Raw genomic sequence first — 20,361 nt, 5'->3', positions numbered from 1 at the left:
AAAAAATGACGATCGAGATTAAAGCGCCAACTTTCCCTGAATCTGTTCAGGACGGAACTGTCGCCACCTGGCATAAACAACCCGGTGAAGCTGTGTCCCGCGATGAACTGATCGTGGACATCGAGACCGATAAAGTTGTGCTGGAAGTTGTTGCACCTGCCGATGGTGCGCTGACTGAAATCATCAAGGGGGAGGGCGATACCGTCCTCTCCAATGAAGTGATTGCCAAGTTTGAAGCGGGCGCTGGCGCGGCCGCTGCCCCGGCGGCAGAAAAAGCAGAAGCTCCGGCTGCCGAAGCGGCTGCCCCCGCTGCTGGCGACAAAATTGCCATGCCATCCGCCAAGAAAATGGCCGCTGAGAAGGGTGTCGATCTGGCGGGTGTTGAAGGCACTGGCAAGGGTGGCCGTGTTCTCAAAGAAGACGTAATGAAGGCGGGCACTGCGCCCGCCGCTGCTGCTCCCGCCGCTGCTGCCGAAGTGGCTGTTGCTCCGGGCGAGCGCGTGGAGAAGCGTGTGCCGATGACCCGCATGCGCAAGCGTATTGCTGAACGCCTGCTGGATGCCTCCCAGTCCACCGCCATGCTCACCACCTTTAACGAGGTGAACATGAAGCCGGTTATGGACCTGCGCAAGAACTACAAAGACCTGTTCGAAAAAACCCACAACGGCACTCGTCTGGGCTTTATGGGCTTCTTCGTGAAAGCTGCGGTAGAAGCGTTGAAGCGCTACACCGCGGTGAACGCGTCTATCGATGGTAACGATATCGTTTACCACGGTTACCAGGATATCGGTGTAGCGGTTTCCTCTCCGAAAGGCCTGGTTGTACCGATTCTGCGCAATGCGGAAAATATGGGCCTGGCGGATATGGAAAACAATATCCGCGATCTGGGTGTTCGCGCCCGCGATGGTAAATTGTCTATCGAAGAGATGACTGGCGGTACCTTCACCATTACCAACGGTGGTGTATTCGGCTCCCTGCTGTCCACTCCAATCCTGAACCCGCCGCAAACGGCAATTCTGGGTATGCACAAAATCCAGGAGCGCCCGATGGCGGTAAATGGCAAGGTGGAAATCCTGCCGATGATGTACCTGGCGCTGTCCTATGACCACCGTCTGATCGACGGTAAAGAAGCGGTTGGCTTCCTGGTAGCGATCAAGGAAATGATCGAAGATCCAGCGCGTATCTTGCTCGAAGTTTAAAAAATAAGTTCTGGGGCCTGCGGGCCCCTCGATCACACTGCATTAGAAATATCTGGAACTGATCATGTCGGAAAAATTTGACGTAATCGTAATCGGCTCTGGTCCTGGTGGTTATGTCGCTGCCATCCGTGCCGCTCAGCTGGGCCTGAAGACTGCTTGTATTGAAAAGTGGAAAAACAAGGAAGGTAAATACGTTAACGGCGGTACCTGCCTGAACGTAGGTTGTATTCCCTCCAAGGCACTGCTGGACAGCTCCTGGAAGTACCACGAGGCCAAAGACGCTCTCGACGTGCACGGCATTGAAGTCGGCAAGGTCAAGATGGATGTGAGCAAGATGATCGAGCGCAAGGGCGAGATCGTTAAGAAACTGACCGGCGGTGTAGCGGGCCTGTTCACCGCCAATAAAGTGACCTCCATTTTCGGTACCGGCAAACTGTTGGCCAACAAAAAAGTGGAAGTCACTGACGACGAAGGCAACAGCACTGTCTACGAAGCCGAAAATGTCATTCTGGCTTCCGGTTCTGTACCGGTAAATATTCCGCCCGCTCCGGTAGACAACAAAATTATTGTCGATTCCACCGGCGCTCTGGAATTCTCTGAAACGCCCAAGCGTTTGGGCGTTATCGGTGCCGGCGTTATCGGTCTGGAACTGGGTTCAGTATGGAATCGCCTGGGCTCCGAAGTGGTTGTTCTGGAAGCGATGGATAAGTTCTTGGCGATCATGGACCAACAGGTTGCCAAAGAATCCCAGAAGATCTTCAAGAAGCAGGGCCTGGATATCCGCCTCGCTTGCCGCGTAACCGGCTCTGAAGTGAAGGGCGAGGAAGTGGTTGTTACTTACCAGGACAAAGATGGTAAAGAGCACCAGGAAACTTTCGACAAGCTGATCGTCTGCGTTGGCCGTCGTCCTTATACCGAAGGCCTGTTATCTGAAGATGCCGGCGTGAAGATGGATGAGCGTGGATTTATCTACGTCAACGACCTGTGCATGACTTCTGCACCGGGCGTATGGGCGATCGGTGACGTGGTACGCGGTCCGATGCTGGCACACAAGGCTTCTGAAGAGGGCGTTGTAGTCGCTGAGCGCATCGCCGGCCAGAAGCCAATGATGAACTACGACGTGATCCCCAACGTGATCTACACCCACCCGGAAATCGCTGCGGTTGGTCGCACCGAAGAGCAGGTGAAGGCCGATGGCGAGCCCTACAACGTAGGTAGCTTCCCGTTTGCTATCAACGGTCGCGCTATGGCCGCCAACGATACCCAGGGCTTTGTGAAAATCATCGCTCACGCGGAAACTGACCGTGTACTGGGTGCCCACATCGTTGGCCCGTCTGCTGCCGATCTGGTTCAGCAAGTGGCGATCGCGATGGAATTCGGCTCCAGCGCCGAAGATATCGGTATGACCGTATTCGCACACCCGACTCTGTCTGAGACCGTGAAAGAAGCGGCACTGGGCGTGAACGGTCATGCGATTCACACCGTAAATCGCAAGAAGCGCAAGTAAGAAGTTTTTTCGATGTCGGGGCACTAATTATTGATTAATTAGCGCCCCGGTTTCATTTGCGGAATTCAAAATTTGCAACGACGGAAATTTTGAGTTTTGTCTTTCAGGTGCAGAGAGATCTGCAATTAATAAACACATTTCACATGTGAATTGGTATTGACTATGAACTTGCATGAGTATCAGGGCAAACAACTGTTTGCGGCATACGGATTGCCGGTTTCCAAAGGCATTGCAGCGGAAACCCCGGCAGCGGCAGTAGCAGCGGCTGACGAAATTGGCGGTGATAAGTGGGTAGTAAAGGCCCAGGTACACGCTGGTGGCCGCGGTAAGGCTGGCGGAGTAAAGCTGGTAGATTCCAAGGCAGAAATTGAAGAGTTTGCCAAGAAGTGGCTGGGCGAGCGCCTGGTAACTTATCAAACAGACGAAAATGGCCAGCCTGTTTCCCGTATCCTGGTTGAAAGCTGCACCGACATTGACCAAGAACTGTACCTTGGCGCCGTTGTTGACCGCTCCACCCGTCGTATCGTTTTCATGGCTTCCACCGAAGGCGGCGTTGAGATCGAGAAAGTAGCGGAAGAGACTCCGGAAAAAATCCTGAAAGCCACCATCGACCCGCTGGTAGGCGCTCAGCCTTACCAGGCGCGCGAGCTGGCTTTCAAACTGGGCCTGAACCCGACTCAGGTGAAGCAGTTCACCAAGATCTTCCTCGGCCTGGCGAAAATGTTCGAAGAAAAAGATCTGGCCCTGCTGGAAATCAACCCACTGGTAATTACTACCGAAGGCAACCTGCACTGCCTGGACGCCAAAGTGGTAATCGACAGCAACGCGCTGTACCGCCACGCGGACCTGCGCGAAATGCACGATCCTTCCCAGGAAGATTCCCGTGAAGCGCACGCTGCCAAGTTCGACCTGAACTACGTAGCTCTCGATGGCAACATCGGTTGCATGGTAAACGGTGCTGGTCTGGCCATGGGTACCATGGACATCGTCAACCTGCACGGCGGCAAGCCAGCTAACTTCCTGGATGTTGGTGGCGGCGCGACCAAAGAGCGCGTTGTTGAAGCGTTCAAGATCATCCTGTCTGACGAGAACGTAAAAGCCGTACTGATCAATATCTTCGGTGGTATCGTTCGCTGTGACATGATCGCTGAAGGCGTTGTGGGCGCAGTAAAAGAAGTTGGCGTTAAAGTACCGGTTGTTGTACGCCTGGAAGGTAACAACGCAGACCTGGGCGCCAAGGTTCTGAGCGACAGTGGCCTGAACATTATCGCGGCGACCAGCCTGACCGATGCGGCTCAGCAAGTGGTTAAAGCTGCGGAGGGTAAATAATCATGTCAGTATTGATTAACAAAGACACTAAAGTAATCTGCCAGGGCTTCACCGGCTCCCAGGGTACTTTCCACTCCGAGCAAGCGATTGCTTACGGCACCAAGATGGTTGGTGGTGTAACTCCGGGTAAAGGCGGCCAGACTCACCTGGGCCTGCCAGTATTCGACACCGTTAAAGAAGCGGTAGAGAAGACCGGCGCTGAAGCTTCCGTAATTTACGTACCTGCGCCTTTCTGTAAGGACTCCATCCTGGAAGCGGCCAACGCTGGTATCAAGCTGATTGTTTGTATCACCGAAGGTATCCCGACTCTGGATATGCTCGACGCTAAAGTGAAGTGCGACGAGCTGGGCGTGCGCCTGATCGGCCCGAACTGCCCGGGTGTTATCACTCCGGGTGAGTGCAAGATCGGTATTATGCCGGGTCACATCCACAAGCCGGGTAAAGTGGGCATCGTTTCCCGTTCCGGTACCCTGACCTATGAAGCGGTTAAGCAAACTACCGACTACGGCTTTGGCCAGTCCACTTGTGTGGGCATCGGTGGCGACCCCATCCCGGGCTCCAACTTCATCGATATCCTGGAAATGTTCCAGAATGATCCGCAGACCGAAGCGATTGTTATGATCGGTGAGATCGGTGGTACTGCTGAAGAAGAAGCCGCTGCTTACATCAAGGAAAATGTTACCAAGCCTGTAGTTTCCTACATCGCTGGTGTAACTGCTCCTCCCGGCAAGCGTATGGGTCACGCGGGCGCGATCATCTCCGGTGGTAAAGGCACCGCTGACGAGAAGTTCGCTGCTCTGGAAGACGCTGGTGTTAAAACCGTGCGCTCCCTGGCTCAGATCGGCGACGCTCTGAAGGAAGTTACTGGCTGGTAAGTAATTACTAGCCGGCTAGCACAAAAAAAGGCCACCCTTTGGGTGGCCTTTTTTTGTTTATTAAACTCAACCGTCATCCTAATTCCGAGCCAATCTTTCCCCTGGCTTCTTTTGTTGCCAGCTTAATTTCTCTGCGCAGCCATTTTAATTATCAGGCTACTCGCTATTTCTGTGCATTTTGCTGATATTTTTCTTCTGTCTTGTGGTTTTTTCATATTTTTTCTTTTTTATGCAATTAAATATTGAATGATATTTATTGTTGTTTGAGAAAGTATCTTATTTTTATTTTTTCTTGGGGTGTTTTAGGGGTTATTTAATTTTTTCTAGGTGTTGTGAATTTGTTGGGGTATAAATTCCTTGTTGGGATCAAATGCGGAGGTTGGTTTTTAAGAGTCCGGTTGTAAGTTAGATAAAGGATTTATTAACTCTCAAAATAATGACCTAATAAATGTGGAGGTTCACAGCATGGGACTATCAATAGATAAAAATATTCGAAATATTTCATATAAGTTGGTCTTTAGTGGTTTTTCTTTGGATAGAAATGAGGATGTTGGCGGAGTCTGGCCCAATGGGATCGTTAAATATTACGTACCGAATAATCTTGATGCTGGCTATGTAACGGCGGTTAAGAAAGCCATGTCCCGCTGGGAGTTGTGTATTTATCGGGCGTTTCAGTTTGCGGCGATTAAATTTTTGCAGGTGGGAGCGGCCGGGCAGGGTGTGATTACTATCCGGGATAATGATAGTAGTGCCACCGTAGGTTATACCAATACAACAAATCAGTATTGCGGTGTTAATTGGAGAGGGAATCGGGCTGCGATTGCCTCGCTTCCACATGAAATTGGTCATACCCTGGGATTGGCCCACGAGCATATGCGTTCAGATGCTCCCATGGCAGTGCAGAGCACTCTGGACTCTTTACAAGTGCAAACCCGCACCCAGACAATGGCACGCTTTATGACTCATGGCTCGTCATTCGATGGCCAGTCTATCATGATGTACGATGCTCAAGCCCAAGCGCTGGGGGTCAGGGAAAATACCAGGACAGGCGGTTGTAAAATTACCCCCAACCAGGTAAATAATTCAAGTTGGAATCCCAGCGCGGGTGATTTAAATATGCTTTCCTATTTGTACGATGGCAGGCGTTTGACCTTACCAAGATCTTTTGCGATGCCAATGGTGTAGATCAGTTTGTTGCTGCGAAGGTGACTTAAAAAAGGGAGTCAGCACCTCCCTTTTTTACGTTTTTATTTTCTTCTCTAAACGTACCCTCTAAATTTCTGGCTCTTTAGGCTTAGGCGCAAAATTTACTAAAAGATAAATTACATTTTCTATCAGTGCCGCTGAAGTATTCGGTACTGCTAGGTGCTATACAAACCGTATTTGTGACCGTGTGTGCGACTGCGTTGGTAAAGAATAAAAGCCGTCAGGCTAAGTAGTAATAACTCAGCAATGGGCCCTGCATACCAGATTCCAACTTCACCAACGGCCAGAGGTAGTAGCACTATCAAAGGCAGTAAAAATATATAAGTTTTTGCCAGTCCGAGAATGGCTGCTCGTTTGGCGTCACCAATCGCCTGGAAGAAGGTATTAACCATCATGAGGGGGCCAGCCAAGAAATAAACCAGAGTCATCATTGGCAGGATACGCGCTACTTCTTCAATGATCAGAGGATCGTTAACAAATAGCCCACCTAAAGTGTCTTTAAAAATAATGACAGCTAGTTGAAGCAGCAGGCAGTAGCCGAATGCCGCAGTCAGGGCGATATTGATACTACTATCCATTCGCGACCAGATCTTTGCGCCAGCATTATTTCCAGCCACCGTTTGAAAAGCCTGGCTTAAGCCGAGTAGGGGTAGAAAAATAAAAGTCATAATCCGAGTGGTAATACCGTAGGCGCTAACGGTAGCGTCATAGTTTTCCGCTCCCCATGCCTGTAGGCTGAATATAACTGCCATAGAGGTGAGGGAAACGCCGATATAGCTCAAACTAGCCGGTAAGCCCAAGGACAGAAACTCTCTCCAATATTGTTTCTCATAGGAGAGGCGGATGACCTGTGTATCAATGACTGTTTTTCCGTAATGACGATAGCCGGCCACTATCATCAGGGCGATTGATTGAGCCAATGCTGTTCCATAAGCGGAGCCCGCTACTCCCATTTGAAAATGGGCAATAAAAATATAGTTAAAAACGATATTAAGAAGTATGGAGCTTAAAGAAACTATCGCCATCAACGATAGTTTCCCCTCACAGCGTAATGTGTCGGAGTTTACGGAACCAATAAATAGGGCGGGAGATAGGAAAACAAGAACTGTTAAATAGGTGTAGCCCATATCCGCCAACGGCTGGGAGCCATTGGCTACTAACATCGTCAATTGTTTACCCCCAAGAGTAAACAGCACCATAAGAAGGCCACAAACTAACAGTGCCAAGGTGATTGCCTGAGAGAAAGCCTGTTTTGCCTTATCTGTTTTTCCCGCGCCCAAGAGTCTGGCCTGAACGCTGGAGTAGCCAGCCGATATTAAGGAGGATAGTGCCACTAGCAACATAAACATTGGAAATGTCAGGGTGACAGCTGCCAGTGCGTCAGGGCCTACATACTCCCCCAGGAAATAAGCATCCAGCAGGGTAAAAGAGCCGTTTACCAACATTATAAAAATGATCGGTGCCGCTGTTTTGAAGAAAACCGGTAAAAGTGCACCCTTGAGGAAAATGTTGTCTTGTTGTTCGCTCATATACGATCCCTATTACTTATTTCCACTATGTATCTCTGCAATATCATTAAATTTGGCCAAAACAAAGTGTTTGATTTCTTCTGGCCAGGCTCGGATGGCTTTTTCAAAGCTTACTTTGCTATTTCGATAGAGGGAGCGGCTGGCATCTTCGAAGCCTGGGGCGTCACCAACAACCTGCAGCATAAATCTATCGAGTTGATGCTGGCTTGTGGTGATACGCTCTTCGAGTGAAATATCTTTCTGGGCCTGCTCCACCAGCTTGCGCAGGGTTACGGAGGCTCCGCCTGGTTGCTGTCTCAGCCACTCCCAGTGACGGGGTAACAATGTGACTTCCTTGGAAATGACTCCCAACTTTGGGCGCCCTCGCTTTGCACTGGTAGGTGTTGTGCTGGGCTTCAATCTGGTTAGTACCGTCTCAATATCGCCTTGCCAATCGATCTCGATTCTTTGGCAGTTATCGGTTGAAAAAACCATGGGTTCAAGTGGTGTTTCACGGGATTTTACCTGGCGAACGATCGACTCCAGTGTGCCCCGTGCAATCAGTTGTTGTCGCTCAATGGCTACGTATTCTGGCACAACAAAAGTCTCCTATTAATTTATCCGGGCAAAATAATATTACCCGGGTAAATATAGGCAATCAATTTGTCTATGTACAGCAAAGGTCTCTCGCAAAATCTACTGGTATGTGCTGAAGGACTACTATCGGTGGGATTACCGTGAGTATTTCTGGCTCTAGGTGCGTTCTTAGGGAGTATTTTGCACCCTATCTGGCGATATACAGGGTCATTGCTCAATTCTATACTGCGGAAAAACTAACTACTTAGGAGTGAACATGGCTAGAGCACTGGTTGGTGTGATTGGGGGGAGTGGTCTCTATGAAATGCCGGGGCTGACTGATGTGCAAGAGGTTCAAGTGGAGACCCCATTTGGCCCGACATCGGATCCGATTCTGTGTGGCAAGCTGCAGGGTATCCCGGTTGCCTTTCTCTCCCGCCATGGACGCGGTCATAGGCTGATCCCCTCTGAGGTGCCCTACAGGGCAAATATCCATGGGTTGCGTCAGTTGGGTGTGCGCTATCTGCTCTCTCTCTCTGCGGTTGGCTCTCTGCAGGAGAAGGTCAGGCCACTGGATATGTTGATTCCCGATCAGTTTATCGACATGACGCGCAAGCGTGAGGGCACTTTTTTTGGTGGTGGCGCTGTAGCCCATGTCTCTATGGCAGACCCCGTATGTTCCGCAGTGGCGGATTGTCTGGCGCGGGCCTTTGCTTCCACCCAGGCCGAGCAGCCGGTGCAGTTACATCGGGGTGGTAGTTACTTGTGCATTGAGGGGCCACAGTTCTCAACGCGAGCGGAATCCCATTGGTATCGCAGCATGGGGGCGTCGGTTATTGGTATGACTAATATGCCAGAGGCAAAATTGGCGAGAGAGGCGCAGATTGCCTACGCCACACTCGCAATGGCCACCGATTACGACTGTTGGCACCCTCGTGAGCAAGCGGTTACCGCGGAAGTGGCGATCGCCAATCTGCAGCAAAATGCTGCGCGTGCCCAGTTGATAGCAGCAGAGGCCATTCGATTATTGGGTATGGAGAAACCTGACTCCATTGCCCATACGGCATTGACCAGTGGATTGGTCACACCTGTGGAAACAATGCCGCAGGGCCAGCTCGCTGTAATAAAACCACTGCTTGAACCGACACAATCAGTGTTGGAAGAAGTGGAGCACTGAGACATATGCATGAAACACTGCCGTTACTTGAAATATCTGATTTCCCGGCAATACGCCGCAGTACTATCGAAACCCTGCAGCTCAACATTGGTTATCGCTGTAATCAGTCTTGTGTGCACTGCCATGTAAACGCGGGCCCCAATCGCACGGAAATGATGTCGGATGCAAACCTGGCACTGCTGTTGGAGGTCATTGAGAAGCGCCGTATTCGGAGACTGGATATCACTGGTGGCGCACCGGAATTACATTGGGGGTTTCGCGGCTTGGTCAGTGCTGCACGGGCATTGGGAGTGCAGGTTATTGATCGGTGTAATCTCACAGTTTTGTTCGAGCCAGGCCAGGAAGATACTGCGGAGTTTCTCGCCCGAAATCATGTGGAAGTGGTCGCTTCCCTTCCTTGTTATTCCATGGATAACGTCGATAAACAGCGGGGCAAAGGGGTCTTTGACAAGAGTATTGCCGGTCTGCAAAAGCTCAATGAACTGGGTTATGGCAAGCCAGACAGTGGTTTGCAGTTAAATTTGGTATACAACCCTCAAGGCCCCTTCTTACCCCCAGAGCAGAGTGTCCTGGAGGCGGACTATCGCAGAGAATTGAGAAGGCAATTTAATATTGAGTTCAATCAATTGTTTGCGCTCGCTAATATGCCCATCAAGCGCTTTGGTTCCATGTTGATTTCCAAGGGGCAGTTTAAAGATTATATGACTTTATTACGTGACAGTTATAGCGCTGAAAATCTCGATGGCGTTATGTGTCGCAGCCTGGTGAGTGTTGACTGGCAGGGGAATCTATTCGATTGCGATTTTAATCAGCAGCTAGATATTCCTGTGCCAGGTAGGCCGCACCTGCATGATTTACTCGATGAGAATCTGCAGGGGAGCGCGATTGCAGTGGCAGATCACTGCTATGGCTGTACTGCGGGGCAGGGTAGTAGCTGTGGTGGAGCTCTGTAAGAGGAAAGGGTTTTATAGCCATAGGGCAGGAATACTATGAGTAAAAAAATACTGCTGTTGGTGGTTATCGCGGTATTGGTGATTGCTTTTTACGCACTTGATTTACATCACTGGTTGAGTCTAGACAAGTTGCAGGAAGGCGGAGAGCAGTTCCAGCAATGGAAAGCGGCCTCACCATTTTTAGTGAGTTTCCTGTTTTTAATTTTTTATATTTTGGTGACCGGCTTGTCCTTGCCTGGCGCGGCTATTCTCACCATAGCCGCTGGTGCGATTTTTGGTTTGTTGTGGGGCACTGTTATTGTGTCTTTTGCTTCCAGTATCGGTGCCACTCTGGCTTTTCTTATGGCCCGCTACTTATTTCGCGATTATATTCAGGAAAGGTTTGCGGTACGCCTCCAAGTTGTGAATAAAGGTATTGAGCGGGAAGGCGCATTTTATCTTTTTGCCCTGCGCCTTGTACCTATTTTCCCGTTTTTTCTGATTAATATCTTGATGGGGTTAACCCACCTGAGAGTCTGGACATTTTATTGGGTGAGCCAGTTAGGCATGCTTGCGGCCACAATTGTCTACGTGAATGCGGGAACGCAACTCGCCCGAATAGAAAGCCTTAAAGATATCGCTTCTCCTCAATTGCTTTTGTCCTTTGCGCTGCTGGGTATTTTCCCTCTGTTGGCAAAATACTTCCTCAACTGGCTTAAACGTCGCCGCGAGGCCAAGTGAGACTCCAATGAAAAAACCTAAAAAGTTTGACCGTAATATTATTGTTATCGGAGCAGGTGCTGCAGGGTTGGTCAGTGCTTATATTTCTGCGGCAGTAAAAGCTAAGGTGACATTAATTGAGTCTGGGGACATGGGGGGGGATTGCCTGAATACCGGCTGTGTGCCCAGTAAGGCATTGATCAAGTGTGCTCGTGTGGCGCACTCCGCACGTACTGCGGGTAATTTCGGTGTGCGGCTGCCGGAACCGGAGATTAATTTTCCTGGGGTGATGCGGCATGTGCGTGAATCTATCCAGCAGATAGAGCCTCATGACAGCGTGGAGCGTTATTCAGAGCTCGGTGTGGAAGTGATAAAAGGCTATGCACGATTGGTTGATCCCTGGACAGTTGATATCACTTTGAAAAGTGGCGGTGAAAGATCTTTGCGTGGGCGTGCCATTATCCTGGCTACTGGTGCCGAGCCTATAGTGCCGCCATTCCCCGGCCTTGATACAGTTAATTATCTGACGAGTGAAACACTCTGGGATAGGTTTGCTGAACTGGATAAGGTTCCGCATAGATTGGTATTACTGGGTGGCGGTGCCATTGGTTGTGAGCTGGCCCAGGCATTTACCCGTTTGGGGTCTCGGGTGACCTTGATTGAGCGGGATGAACGTCTACTCCCCCAGGAAGACCACGAAGTATCGGAGGCTGTTGCCAAGGCATTGAAATCTGAAGGGGTATGTCTTCTCACTGGGCATGAGGCAGTTTCTTTTAGTGGCAATAAAGATCGCCAGGAGAGCACATTACATTTACGTAATGCCGAGGGTGAAACACAGGTGACATTTGATGAGGTTATCCTGGCACTTGGCAGGCGCGCTCGCACCAAGGGCTTCGGGCTAGAAAAATTGGATTTGTTACAGGATGGTAAACTGACAACCGATACTTTCCTGCGCACTCGCCACCCCCATATTCTCGCGGCTGGGGATCTTGCCGGTCCCTATCAGTTTACCCATATGGCTTCGCACCAAGCCTGGTATGCTGCAGTGAATGGCCTTTTTGGTGATATCAAGAAATTTGCCGTAGATTATTCGCTGGTACCTCGGGCAGTTTTTATCGATCCTGAGGTGGCCAGTGTTGGGTTCAGTGAGCTCGAGGCCAAGCGACATGATATTGCTTATGAGGTAACTCGTTATAATCTTGATGATCTGGATCGGGCTATTGTAGATGGGGCGGCACAGGGTTTTATTAAAGTAATAACAGTACCAGGTAAAGATAAAATATTAGGCGTTTCAATTGTTGGTGAAAATGCGGCAGAGCTTATCGCCGAGTTTGTGTTTGCTATGAAGCAGGGGCTGGGGCTGAATAAAATCCTATCCACCATTCATATCTATCCGACAATGACCGAAGGCAATAAATTTGTTGCAGGAAACTGGAAGCGGGCCAATGCACCCAAACGCTTGCTGCGCTGGTTGGAAAAATTTCACCAGTGGAGACTGGGGTAAGGCCTAAGTAAAAAAGGGATGAGGCGGAGTTGAGGCAAGATAGTGCAATACAGTGTTATTGTGCCCCTGTTAAATGAGCGGGAGCAGTTACCCAAGCTGGTAGCGCAACTGAGGGAGCTGGTCGCATACAGCAGTTGTGAAATAATCCTGGTTGATGGTGGCAGTAGTGATGGTAGTGCAGAGATAGCCGCTGCAGCCGGGTTGCGGGTAATTCAATCCCAACGTGGACGCGCGCTTCAAATGAATGCGGGTGCTTCGGTTGCCTGTGGCAGTTGGTTGTTATTCCTACATGCGGATACTCGCCTACCGCAAGGTGCTCTGAGTGCCATTGCCTCTGCCTCGGTTAGGGGGGCACAATGGGGACGTTTTAATATTCGTATCAGTGGAGACAGCCTGTGGTTTCCCCTGATTTCTACCATGATTAATTGGCGCTCTCGTTTGAGTGGGATCGCCACAGGTGATCAGGCGATTTTTGTTCGCCGCTCCCTCTTCAATGAGGTGGGAGGTTATGCCCGGCAACCACTGATGGAAGATATTGAGTTGAGCCGGCAACTGTTAAAAATAGTGCGGCCCCACTGTCTGCGTCAGAGAGTCACTACCTCTGGGCGCCGCTGGCAAAAGTTCGGAATTTGGCGCACAGTCTTGTTAATGTGGCGTTTGCGTTTCGATTACTGGCGCGGCGTTCCGGCGGAGTGTCTGGCAAAACGCTATGAGTAACTCTTCTCTGCCCTCTCTGCGTTTGGTGGTAATGGCTAAGGCGCCCCTTCCCGGCTATGCAAAAACCCGTTTGATTCCAGCTCTTGGGGAGCAGGGTGCTGCCTCTTTGGCTGAGCGTTTGTTGCAGCAGACATTAATGGAAGCAGTAAAAGCCGACCTCGGCCCAGTAGAGTTACATGTTACACCGGACTCCTTGCATCCCTTCTGGCAAACACTAGCCCTACCCAGGGGGGTAACTCTGCATAATCAGACGCAAGGCGACCTAGGCCAGCGTTTGTGGCAAGCGGCCAATACTTATCAGGTGGCGGGCCAGGGACTTTTATTACTGGGCACAGATTGCCCTGCATTAACGGCCGCGCGTCTGCGTAAGGCGGCCGTTGCGCTAAAGAATGCCGATGCAGTTATGTACCCGGCAAAAGATGGTGGATACACCCTGTTGGGGCTCAAGTGGGTGCACTGGAGATTGTTTGAGGACATTTCCTGGAGCACGGAGGTGGTTGCCCAGCAAACCCTGGAGCGCCTACAGGAATGTGCAATGCTCTGCCGGTGTTTGGAAGTGCTACCAGATATTGATGAGCCAGAGGACTTGCAGTTTTTGCCTTGTGCCTGGGGAGTGTCTCAAGCGGAAAGCTAGCTGGTTTCTACTAGCCAGGTGGGGATTCAACAAATTATCCGTTGTACAGTGGGCCTTTTATAGGGGGCGGCCAGTGTAACTGCTACGAAGGAGTTAGCTAGGGTAGGGGGGCTCCAGAAAGATGATTTCCCGAATGACTTGCCAGCGCCCATCCTCATAAACTAGGTCGATGCCCAGCCTTAATTTTCTTTCCTGGCCAGCTAAGTTATTTTTTCGGGAAAATATTACCAGCGCAGAGTTGTTGTTCGCTGCCACATGGTGAATTTTTGTCCAGCTGTTCAGTGGCAATTCACCGGCATCGCGCTTGTGTTTGAATAAATCGATAAATGCGCTCTTATCGGCCAGGGTCAACTGGTCAGAATCATCGAGCATGAAGACCTGCATATTCCTGTGGTAGACGCTCTCCAACTCATCCACTCGGCAGTGGACTCCTGCCTGTACAAGATAATCGATAAACTTCTCGATCTCTTTAACAGTGTCTTCCATCTCTCTGGCGCCTGTAATTTATAGCGCGGGTGCGGCACTACCTTCCGTTTCCACTGCGCTGTTTTCTGCAAGAATCCCACCGTTTTCATCATTGGCCGCCAGGCGTTGTTCTTCGATACGGCTGGTCCAGCTCAGCAGAGCCTGGTAGTGGCGGATATTTTGCACATAGGTGACCGGCTCCCAGCCGCGTGCGTAGCCGTGCTTGGTAGATTTGTAATATTGGCGCTTGGCCAGTAGTGGCAGATGGTCGCGTACATCCGGCCACAGATCCGGGTTGCCGCCCATGCGCTGGGTGAGTACGCGGGCATCTTCCAGATGACCGTAGCCCACGTTGTAGGCGGCCAGAGCCATCCAGGTTCTGTCGGGCTCGCGGATGCGTTCCGGTAGCTTGTTGCGGATATGCACGATATAGCGAGCGCCGCCCTCAATACTCTCTTCCGGGTTGAGGCGGTTGACCCCCAGCTCTTTGGCGGTATTCAAAGTAAGCATCATCAGGCCACGAACCCCAGTGCGTGAGCGAGCGCGGGGATTCCAGTGGGACTCCTGGTAGCTGAGTGCAGCCAACAGATGCCAATCCAACTCGTATTGATCGGCCACTTTTTGCATAACTCCGCGCCACTTGGGCAGTCGCTCGCGGCTACGCCTGGCGAATGCCTGGGCACCACCGGGATTCAGTTCGCTGACGTGACCAAAAAATTCCTCGCGCAGCTGTGCGATCATGCCGTTAGTATTGGCACGCAACATAAACAGTCGTGCTCGCTGATAGAGGCTGTCGTCGTCACTCTTGGGAAAAGCCCAGGAAACCGGTTGGAACTGGCTGAGATTAAAAGCCACTCCAGTTTTGGGGTAGAGCCCACGGTGCACAGCGTAGGCGTTGGAATCCACCACCGCATAGCTATATTGGCCCTGGTGTACCATCTCTACCAGCTCCATAGCGTCGACATCAGAAACTTCTTCCCAGCGCAAATTGGGGTAACGCTGTGAGAGTTTTTTTAATTCTTCGGCATGGGCGCTGCCGGCGATAACCGCAATGGTCTTACCTTCAAGGTCACTGGTTCTGCGAGGACGTTTTTCTCCGAGGCGGTAGATAATCTGTTGGCGAACTTCGAAATAAGAAGGGGAGAAACGCACTTGTTCACGGCGCTCCGGGGTCACTGTCAGCCCGGCGGCGGCAAAATGGGCACCCTCTTCGGGATCGCGCAGGCGAGCGAACATATCATCCAGGCTGTGCACATCGCGAATCACCAGCTTGACTCCCAGCTCTTCGGCAAAAGCGTGCAGCATGCCGTACTCAAAACCGGTGGGATTGCCAGAGGCGTCTTCGTAATAGGTGGTGGGGCCGTTTTGCGAGAGGACAACAAGTTCACCGGAAGCTTTAATTCGCTCCAGGGTATTCGGTGCTTTACTGGCAACTAATAGGGAGGCACAGCAGGATAGCGCGATACCTTTGCACACGCGGCGGACATAGCGCAGCGCTCGGCTTCTCATCATCATAGGCTGTCCCCTCTAGCTCGTCCGTTGGTTTTATCGCTGTTATGCCTAAGGCCTGCTGCGGGTATTTCCGCCAGGGCTTTCCTCGCCAATGATGGCACAGTCTGCCAATTTTACATTATTTGACGACAATCTGCCCAATTTGGCTTTAGGACACTGTGACATGGGCGCTTGAAATGCCATTAAGACTTTTGTAGGGAGTTTTAACCCCCTAATAAAATCGGTGAATTTACGATTGGTTTTGTTCGCCTTTTGAACACATTGATTGCTATTTAGTTCATGTGTACTCAAGTGACGGGCGGGTGTGTTGGAGTTGCGGCGCTTCGGGTACAATTGCGCCTCTCAAATTTCCGGGGCCTTGTGCGATTCTTCTTTCGCGCAATCTTTCTCATTTAGACAAGAGGCTATCTCCCGCAATGTTAGTTCTGCGTGGTGCTCCCGCACTGTCGAAATTCCGCCATAAAAAACTACTCAACCAACTGCGCGCGCTGCTACCGACCATCGACGATCTTTACGCCGAGTTCGTACACTTCGCCGATAGCGACGCACTGGATAACAAGGAGATGGCGCTGCTTGAGCGGCTACTCCAGTACGGCCCCAGCGAAGAGAAGCACCAGCCGAAAGGCGAGCTGATCCTAGTGGTGCCGCGCCCGGGCACTATTTCTCCCTGGTCTTCCAAGGCCACTGATATTGCCCATAATGCTGGTCTCACCCAAATTCATCGGCTTGAGCGTGGTGTTGCCTACTATCTGAGTGGGGTTGAGCTTAGCGAGGCCGAGCGCCAGGCGCTGGCCTCACAACTACATGATCGTATGGTCGAGGTGGTCTTTACCGAGCTCGAACAGGCTGAGCAGCTGTTTATAGAAGAAGAGCCCCGCCCGCTGCGTGGTGTGGATATTCTCGAAGGTGGCCGCGAGGCATTGGAAGTTGCCAATGTGACACTGGGCTTGGCCCTGGCCGAAGACGAAATTGATTACCTGCTCACCAGCTTCCAGGAATTGGATCGCAACCCCACCGATGTGGAGCTGATGATGTTCGCCCAGGCGAACTCCGAGCACTGCCGCCATAAAATCTTTAATGCCTCCTGGACTATCGACGGCGAAGAAATGCCGCATTCTCTATTTGGCATGATTAAGAATACCTACCAAAAAGGCGGCGACAACGTATTGTCTGCCTATGCGGATAATGCCGCAGTTGTGGTGGGCAACGTGGCTGGACGTTTCTACCCAGACCCGGAAAGCAAGGAATACGGTTTCAGTAATGAGGCCATTCATCTGCTGATGAAGGTGGAGACGCACAACCACCCCACCGCAATTGCTCCTTTCCCCGGCGCTGGTACCGGTGCCGGTGGTGAAATTCGCGATGAGGGCGCGGTGGGCCGCGGCTCCAAGCCGAAAGTGGGCCTGACCGGTTTTACCGTTTCCAACTTGCAGATCCCCGGTTGGGAACAGCCCTGGGAGTCCAATTACGGCAAGCCCGAGCGTATCGTTACAGCTCTGGACATTATGATCGAAGGCCCCATCGGTGGCGCAGCATTTAACAATGAATTTGGCCGCCCGAATATCTGCGGTTACTTCCGTACCTTTGAAGAGAATTTCGATGGCGAGCGTCGCGGCTATCACAAGCCGATTATGCTGGCCGGCGGCTACGGCAATATCCGCGAAGAGCATGTAGAAAAGCCCGAGTTTTCCCCCGGCGCCAAGCTGGTAGTCCTGGGTGGCCCGGCCATGTTGATTGGCCTCGGTGGTGGTGCGGCCTCCAGTATGGCCAGCGGCTCCAGCTCTGAAGACCTGGATTTTGCTTCAGTACAGCGCCAGAACCCGGAAATCGAGCGTCGCTGCCAGGAGGTGATCGACCAGTGCTGGCAGCTGGGTGAGAGCAACCCGATTGCCTTTATCCACGATGTGGGTGCGGGCGGTTTGTCCAATGCTTTCCCCGAGTTGGTGAAAGATGGCGGTACCGGCGGTAATTTCGAACTGCGCAATGTGCCCTGTGATGAGCCGGGTATGAGCCCGCTGGAAATCTGGTGTAACGAATCCCAGGAGCGCTATGTACTGGCGGTTATGCCGGAAGACCTGGAGCGTTTCGAGCAAATCTGTGAGCGTGAGCGTACGCCTTACGCTGTTGTTGGTGAGGCTACCGAAGACAAGCACCTGTTGCTGAATGACAAGAAGTTCGATTCCAAGCCTGTGGATCTGCCGATGTCGGTACTGTTCGGTAAGCCGCCGCGCATGCACCGCGAAGCAGAGACTCGCCAGGTTGAAGCCAAGGCTTTCTCCACCGCGGATATCGACCTGAACGAAGCGGCTGAGCGTGTGCTGCGCCTGCCTACGGTGGCCAGCAAGAGCTTCCTGATTACCATTGGTGACCGCACTGTAACCGGCCAGGTATCCCGCGATCAGATGGTCGGTCCCTGGCAGGTACCTGTAGCGGACTGTGCGGTGACTACTGTTGCCTATGACAGCTACGCCGGTGAAGCCATGTCTATGGGTGAGCGCACCCCGGTGGCGCTGTTGGATGCACCGGCTTCTGGTCGCCTGGCCGTGGGTGAGGCAATTACCAATATCGCCTGTACCCCAGTGAAGCAGCTGTCCGATATCAAACTCTCCGCCAACTGGATGTGCGCTGCGGGTCACCCGGGTGAAGAGGAAAAACTCTATCGCACCGTAGAAGCGGTGGGTATGGAGCTGTGTCCCGAGTTGGGCATTACCATCCCAGTGGGCAAGGACTCCATGTCTATGCGCACTGCTTGGGAGGAAGAGGGCGAGCAGAAGGCAGTCACCGCACCGCTGTCTCTGGTAATTTCTGCCTTTACCCCGGTTACCGATGTACGCAAAACAGTGACCCCGCAGCTGCGCACCAATAAAGGTGAGAGTGAGCTGCTGTTGGTTGATCTGGGTGCTGGCAAAAATCGTTTGGGCGCTTCCTGTCTGGCACAGGTCTACAACGAGTTGGGCGACAAGCCCGCAGACCTGGATGATGCCAAGAAGCTGAGAAGTTTCTTCGAGGTGGTGCAGCAGGCTCTGAACGAAGACCTGATCATGGCCTACCACGACCGCGCCGACGGCGGTCTATTCACAACCCTGGCGGAAATGGGCTTTGCCGGCCGCGTGGGTATGGATGTGGAAATCTATGAATTGGGTGAAGACCCGATTGCCGCGCTGTTCAGTGAAGAGTTGGGTGCAGTATTACAGGTTCCCGCTTGTGAAGCGGATATGCTGGTACAGCGCTTTGCCGCTGTCGGTGTACCTACCCACAAGATCGGTTACCTGAATAATAACGAACACCTGTGCATCACCAATAACGGTGTTGAAATCTTCAAGCGCTCCCGTGCTGAATTGCAGCAGATCTGGTCGGAAACCAGCTTCCGTATCCAATCCCTGCGCGATAACGCTGAGTGTGCCGAGCAGGAATTTGCCGCAATCGCCCAGGAAGATCCGGGCCTGACAGTAAATCTTACTTTCGATATCAACGAAGATATCAGTGCGCCCTATATCGCTAAAGGTGTTCTCCCGAAAGTTGCTGTACTGCGAGAGCAGGGTGTGAACAGCCAAGTGGAAATGGCGCACTCTTTCCACCGCGCCGGCTTTAACGCTGTCGACGTACATATGAGTGACATCCTGTCCGGCCGTATCGCTTTGGACGAGTTCAAAGGTTTGGTGGGCTGTGGTGGCTTCTCTTACGGCGACGTACTGGGTGCCGGTGAGGGGTGGGCTAAAACCATTCTGTTTAATGATCGTGCTCGCGATCAGTTTGAAGGCTTCTTCAATCGCAACGATACCTTCGGCTTGGGGGTGTGTAACGGTTGCCAGATGTTCTCAGTGATCAAAGAGCTGATTCCTGGTGCGGATCACTGGCCGCGCTTTGTGCGCAACCTCTCTGAGCAGTATGAAGCGCGCTTCGCATTGGTAGGCATTGAAGACTCACCTTCCGTGTTGTTTAAAGGTATGGCGGGTACTTACATGCCGGTTGCCGTTGCTCACGGTGAGGGGCGCGTGGAGTTTGCCGATCAGCAGGCGCTGGAGAAGTGTGAAGCTTCTGGCACTATCGCGATGCGCTACCTGAATAACAAAGGGGAAATCAGCCAAACTTATCCTGCCAACCCCAACGGCTCGGTCAATGGTATTACCTCCCTAAGTTCTGAGGATGGCCGCGTGACTATTATGATGCCGCATCCTGAGCGTGTTGCCCGAGCTGTCAGCAACAGCTGGCATCCAGATGAGTGGAAAGAAGATTCCGGCTGGATGCGCTTGTTCCGCAATGCACGGGTATTTGTCGACTAAGCCGATTCTCTTCTGCACCTCACAATTCTGTCGGGGTGCAAATTATTCTCTAGGCAGGTAAATGGATTTTTGTGGCATAAGGATATGCCGCCTGTATCAGCTGTTAAATCGCCCTTCAAAATCGATAGTGATTCTTCGAATTCAGTGTCGAGTGTATTTTTACTATTAATTGATTTTTTATGGTTTTGTCAGTGTTTGCATCTGGCACGATTTACTT

Annotated in this window: 16 protein-coding genes; 12 read left to right on the top strand and 4 right to left on the bottom strand. The window is 51.7% G+C overall.

All coding sequences use genetic code 11. From position 1 onward, the window contains the following. Window positions 1-5 precede the first annotated feature (5 nt). From odhB to ACJJJA_RS17530, 5 genes are all read left to right on the top strand, one after another. Window positions 6-1,199, top strand: a complete 1,194-nt coding sequence (gene odhB / locus ACJJJA_RS17550; protein ID WP_444884076.1) for a 2-oxoglutarate dehydrogenase complex dihydrolipoyllysine-residue succinyltransferase — start codon at window positions 6-8, stop codon at window positions 1,197-1,199. A gap of 64 nt (window positions 1,200-1,263) precedes the next feature. After that, window positions 1,264-2,706 carry a dihydrolipoyl dehydrogenase gene (gene lpdA, locus ACJJJA_RS17545; protein WP_252082924.1) on the top strand — a complete coding sequence of 481 codons (1,443 nt, stop codon included), beginning with the start codon at window positions 1,264-1,266 and terminating at the stop codon, window positions 2,704-2,706. Window positions 2,707-2,868: 162 nt separating this feature from the next. Further along, window positions 2,869-4,035, top strand: coding sequence for an ADP-forming succinate--CoA ligase subunit beta (gene sucC, locus ACJJJA_RS17540; RefSeq protein ID WP_252082922.1), 1,167 nt, complete (start codon window positions 2,869-2,871; stop codon window positions 4,033-4,035). Between the two features lie 2 nt (window positions 4,036-4,037). Beyond that, window positions 4,038-4,910: a succinate--CoA ligase subunit alpha gene (sucD, locus tag ACJJJA_RS17535; protein ID WP_020412684.1), complete on the top strand. Its 873-nt coding sequence runs from the start codon at window positions 4,038-4,040 to the stop codon at window positions 4,908-4,910. Between the two features lie 465 nt (window positions 4,911-5,375). Continuing rightward, on the top strand, window positions 5,376-6,095 hold the full coding sequence (locus ACJJJA_RS17530; RefSeq protein ID WP_444884077.1) for a M12 family metallopeptidase: 720 nt from the start codon (window positions 5,376-5,378) through the stop codon (window positions 6,093-6,095). A 176-nt stretch (window positions 6,096-6,271) separates the two neighbouring features. Here ACJJJA_RS17530 and ACJJJA_RS17525 read toward each other — a convergent pair whose 3' ends face one another. Both ACJJJA_RS17525 and ACJJJA_RS17520 read right to left on the bottom strand, forming a co-directional pair. Beyond that, on the bottom strand, window positions 6,272-7,645 hold the full coding sequence (locus ACJJJA_RS17525; protein WP_444902906.1) for an MATE family efflux transporter: 1,374 nt from the start codon (window positions 7,643-7,645) through the stop codon (window positions 6,272-6,274). Between the two features lie 12 nt (window positions 7,646-7,657). Then, window positions 7,658-8,221: a DUF2239 family protein gene (locus tag ACJJJA_RS17520; RefSeq protein WP_444902905.1), complete on the bottom strand. Its 564-nt coding sequence runs from the start codon at window positions 8,219-8,221 to the stop codon at window positions 7,658-7,660. Window positions 8,222-8,477: 256 nt separating this feature from the next. On the opposite strand from ACJJJA_RS17520, the gene mtnP reads away from it, so the two are divergent. From mtnP to ACJJJA_RS17490, 6 genes are read left to right on the top strand one after another with little or no spacing between them, the layout of a single operon-like run. Then, entirely contained in the window at window positions 8,478-9,377 is a 900-nt protein-coding gene (gene mtnP / locus ACJJJA_RS17515; protein WP_444902904.1) for an S-methyl-5'-thioadenosine phosphorylase, read from the top strand. Window positions 9,378-9,382: 5 nt separating this feature from the next. Beyond that, window positions 9,383-10,330 (top strand): arsenosugar biosynthesis radical SAM (seleno)protein ArsS, encoded by a 948-nt coding sequence (arsS, locus tag ACJJJA_RS17510; protein WP_444900096.1) that lies wholly within the window; start codon window positions 9,383-9,385, stop codon window positions 10,328-10,330. Window positions 10,331-10,366: 36 nt separating this feature from the next. Next, window positions 10,367-11,050, top strand: a complete 684-nt coding sequence (locus ACJJJA_RS17505; RefSeq protein WP_444900097.1) for a TVP38/TMEM64 family protein — start codon at window positions 10,367-10,369, stop codon at window positions 11,048-11,050. Window positions 11,051-11,057: 7 nt separating this feature from the next. Further along, on the top strand, window positions 11,058-12,533 hold the full coding sequence (locus ACJJJA_RS17500) for a dihydrolipoyl dehydrogenase family protein (protein ID WP_444902903.1): 1,476 nt from the start codon (window positions 11,058-11,060) through the stop codon (window positions 12,531-12,533). A gap of 42 nt (window positions 12,534-12,575) precedes the next feature. Then, window positions 12,576-13,250, top strand: a complete 675-nt coding sequence (locus tag ACJJJA_RS17495; protein WP_444902902.1) for a TIGR04283 family arsenosugar biosynthesis glycosyltransferase — start codon at window positions 12,576-12,578, stop codon at window positions 13,248-13,250. After that, window positions 13,243-13,884, top strand: a complete 642-nt coding sequence (locus ACJJJA_RS17490) for a TIGR04282 family arsenosugar biosynthesis glycosyltransferase (protein WP_444902901.1) — start codon at window positions 13,243-13,245, stop codon at window positions 13,882-13,884. The genes ACJJJA_RS17495 and ACJJJA_RS17490 overlap by 8 nt, the downstream gene beginning before the upstream one ends. A gap of 93 nt (window positions 13,885-13,977) precedes the next feature. Here ACJJJA_RS17490 and ACJJJA_RS17485 read toward each other — a convergent pair whose 3' ends face one another. Together ACJJJA_RS17485 and mltF are read right to left on the bottom strand one after the other, a co-directional pair. Beyond that, the gene (locus ACJJJA_RS17485) at window positions 13,978-14,370 is read right to left on the bottom strand and encodes a hypothetical protein (RefSeq protein WP_444902900.1); all 393 of its coding nucleotides are present in this window, start codon (window positions 14,368-14,370) and stop codon (window positions 13,978-13,980) included. Window positions 14,371-14,388: 18 nt separating this feature from the next. After that, window positions 14,389-15,864 (bottom strand): membrane-bound lytic murein transglycosylase MltF, encoded by a 1,476-nt coding sequence (gene mltF / locus ACJJJA_RS17480; protein WP_444902899.1) that lies wholly within the window; start codon window positions 15,862-15,864, stop codon window positions 14,389-14,391. A gap of 413 nt (window positions 15,865-16,277) precedes the next feature. On the opposite strand from mltF, the gene purL reads away from it, so the two are divergent. Beyond that, entirely contained in the window at window positions 16,278-20,144 is a 3,867-nt protein-coding gene (gene purL, locus ACJJJA_RS17475) for a phosphoribosylformylglycinamidine synthase (RefSeq protein ID WP_444902898.1), read from the top strand. Window positions 20,145-20,361: the final 217 nt, after the last annotated feature.

Source organism: Microbulbifer mixtoriginis (SeqCode) (assembly GCF_052466865.1).
Note: the sequence above shows the minus strand (reverse complement) of the source record. Positions and strands in the feature narration are given on the sequence as shown.

Coding starts and splice junctions, on each gene's coding strand:
- odhB (WP_444884076.1), top strand. CDS start 6: ATGACGATCGAGATTAAAGCGCCAACTTTCCCTGAATCTGTTCAGGAC.
- lpdA (WP_252082924.1), top strand. CDS start 1,264: ATGTCGGAAAAATTTGACGTAATCGTAATCGGCTCTGGTCCTGGTGGT.
- sucC (WP_252082922.1), top strand. CDS start 2,869: ATGAACTTGCATGAGTATCAGGGCAAACAACTGTTTGCGGCATACGGA.
- sucD (WP_020412684.1), top strand. CDS start 4,038: ATGTCAGTATTGATTAACAAAGACACTAAAGTAATCTGCCAGGGCTTC.
- ACJJJA_RS17530 (WP_444884077.1), top strand. CDS start 5,376: ATGGGACTATCAATAGATAAAAATATTCGAAATATTTCATATAAGTTG.
- ACJJJA_RS17525 (WP_444902906.1), bottom strand. CDS start 7,645: ATGAGCGAACAACAAGACAACATTTTCCTCAAGGGTGCACTTTTACCG.
- mtnP (WP_444902904.1), top strand. CDS start 8,478: ATGGCTAGAGCACTGGTTGGTGTGATTGGGGGGAGTGGTCTCTATGAA.
- arsS (WP_444900096.1), top strand. CDS start 9,383: ATGCATGAAACACTGCCGTTACTTGAAATATCTGATTTCCCGGCAATA.
- ACJJJA_RS17505 (WP_444900097.1), top strand. CDS start 10,367: ATGAGTAAAAAAATACTGCTGTTGGTGGTTATCGCGGTATTGGTGATT.
- ACJJJA_RS17500 (WP_444902903.1), top strand. CDS start 11,058: ATGAAAAAACCTAAAAAGTTTGACCGTAATATTATTGTTATCGGAGCA.
- ACJJJA_RS17490 (WP_444902901.1), top strand. CDS start 13,243: ATGAGTAACTCTTCTCTGCCCTCTCTGCGTTTGGTGGTAATGGCTAAG.
- ACJJJA_RS17485 (WP_444902900.1), bottom strand. CDS start 14,370: ATGGAAGACACTGTTAAAGAGATCGAGAAGTTTATCGATTATCTTGTA.
- mltF (WP_444902899.1), bottom strand. CDS start 15,864: ATGATGATGAGAAGCCGAGCGCTGCGCTATGTCCGCCGCGTGTGCAAA.
- purL (WP_444902898.1), top strand. CDS start 16,278: ATGTTAGTTCTGCGTGGTGCTCCCGCACTGTCGAAATTCCGCCATAAA.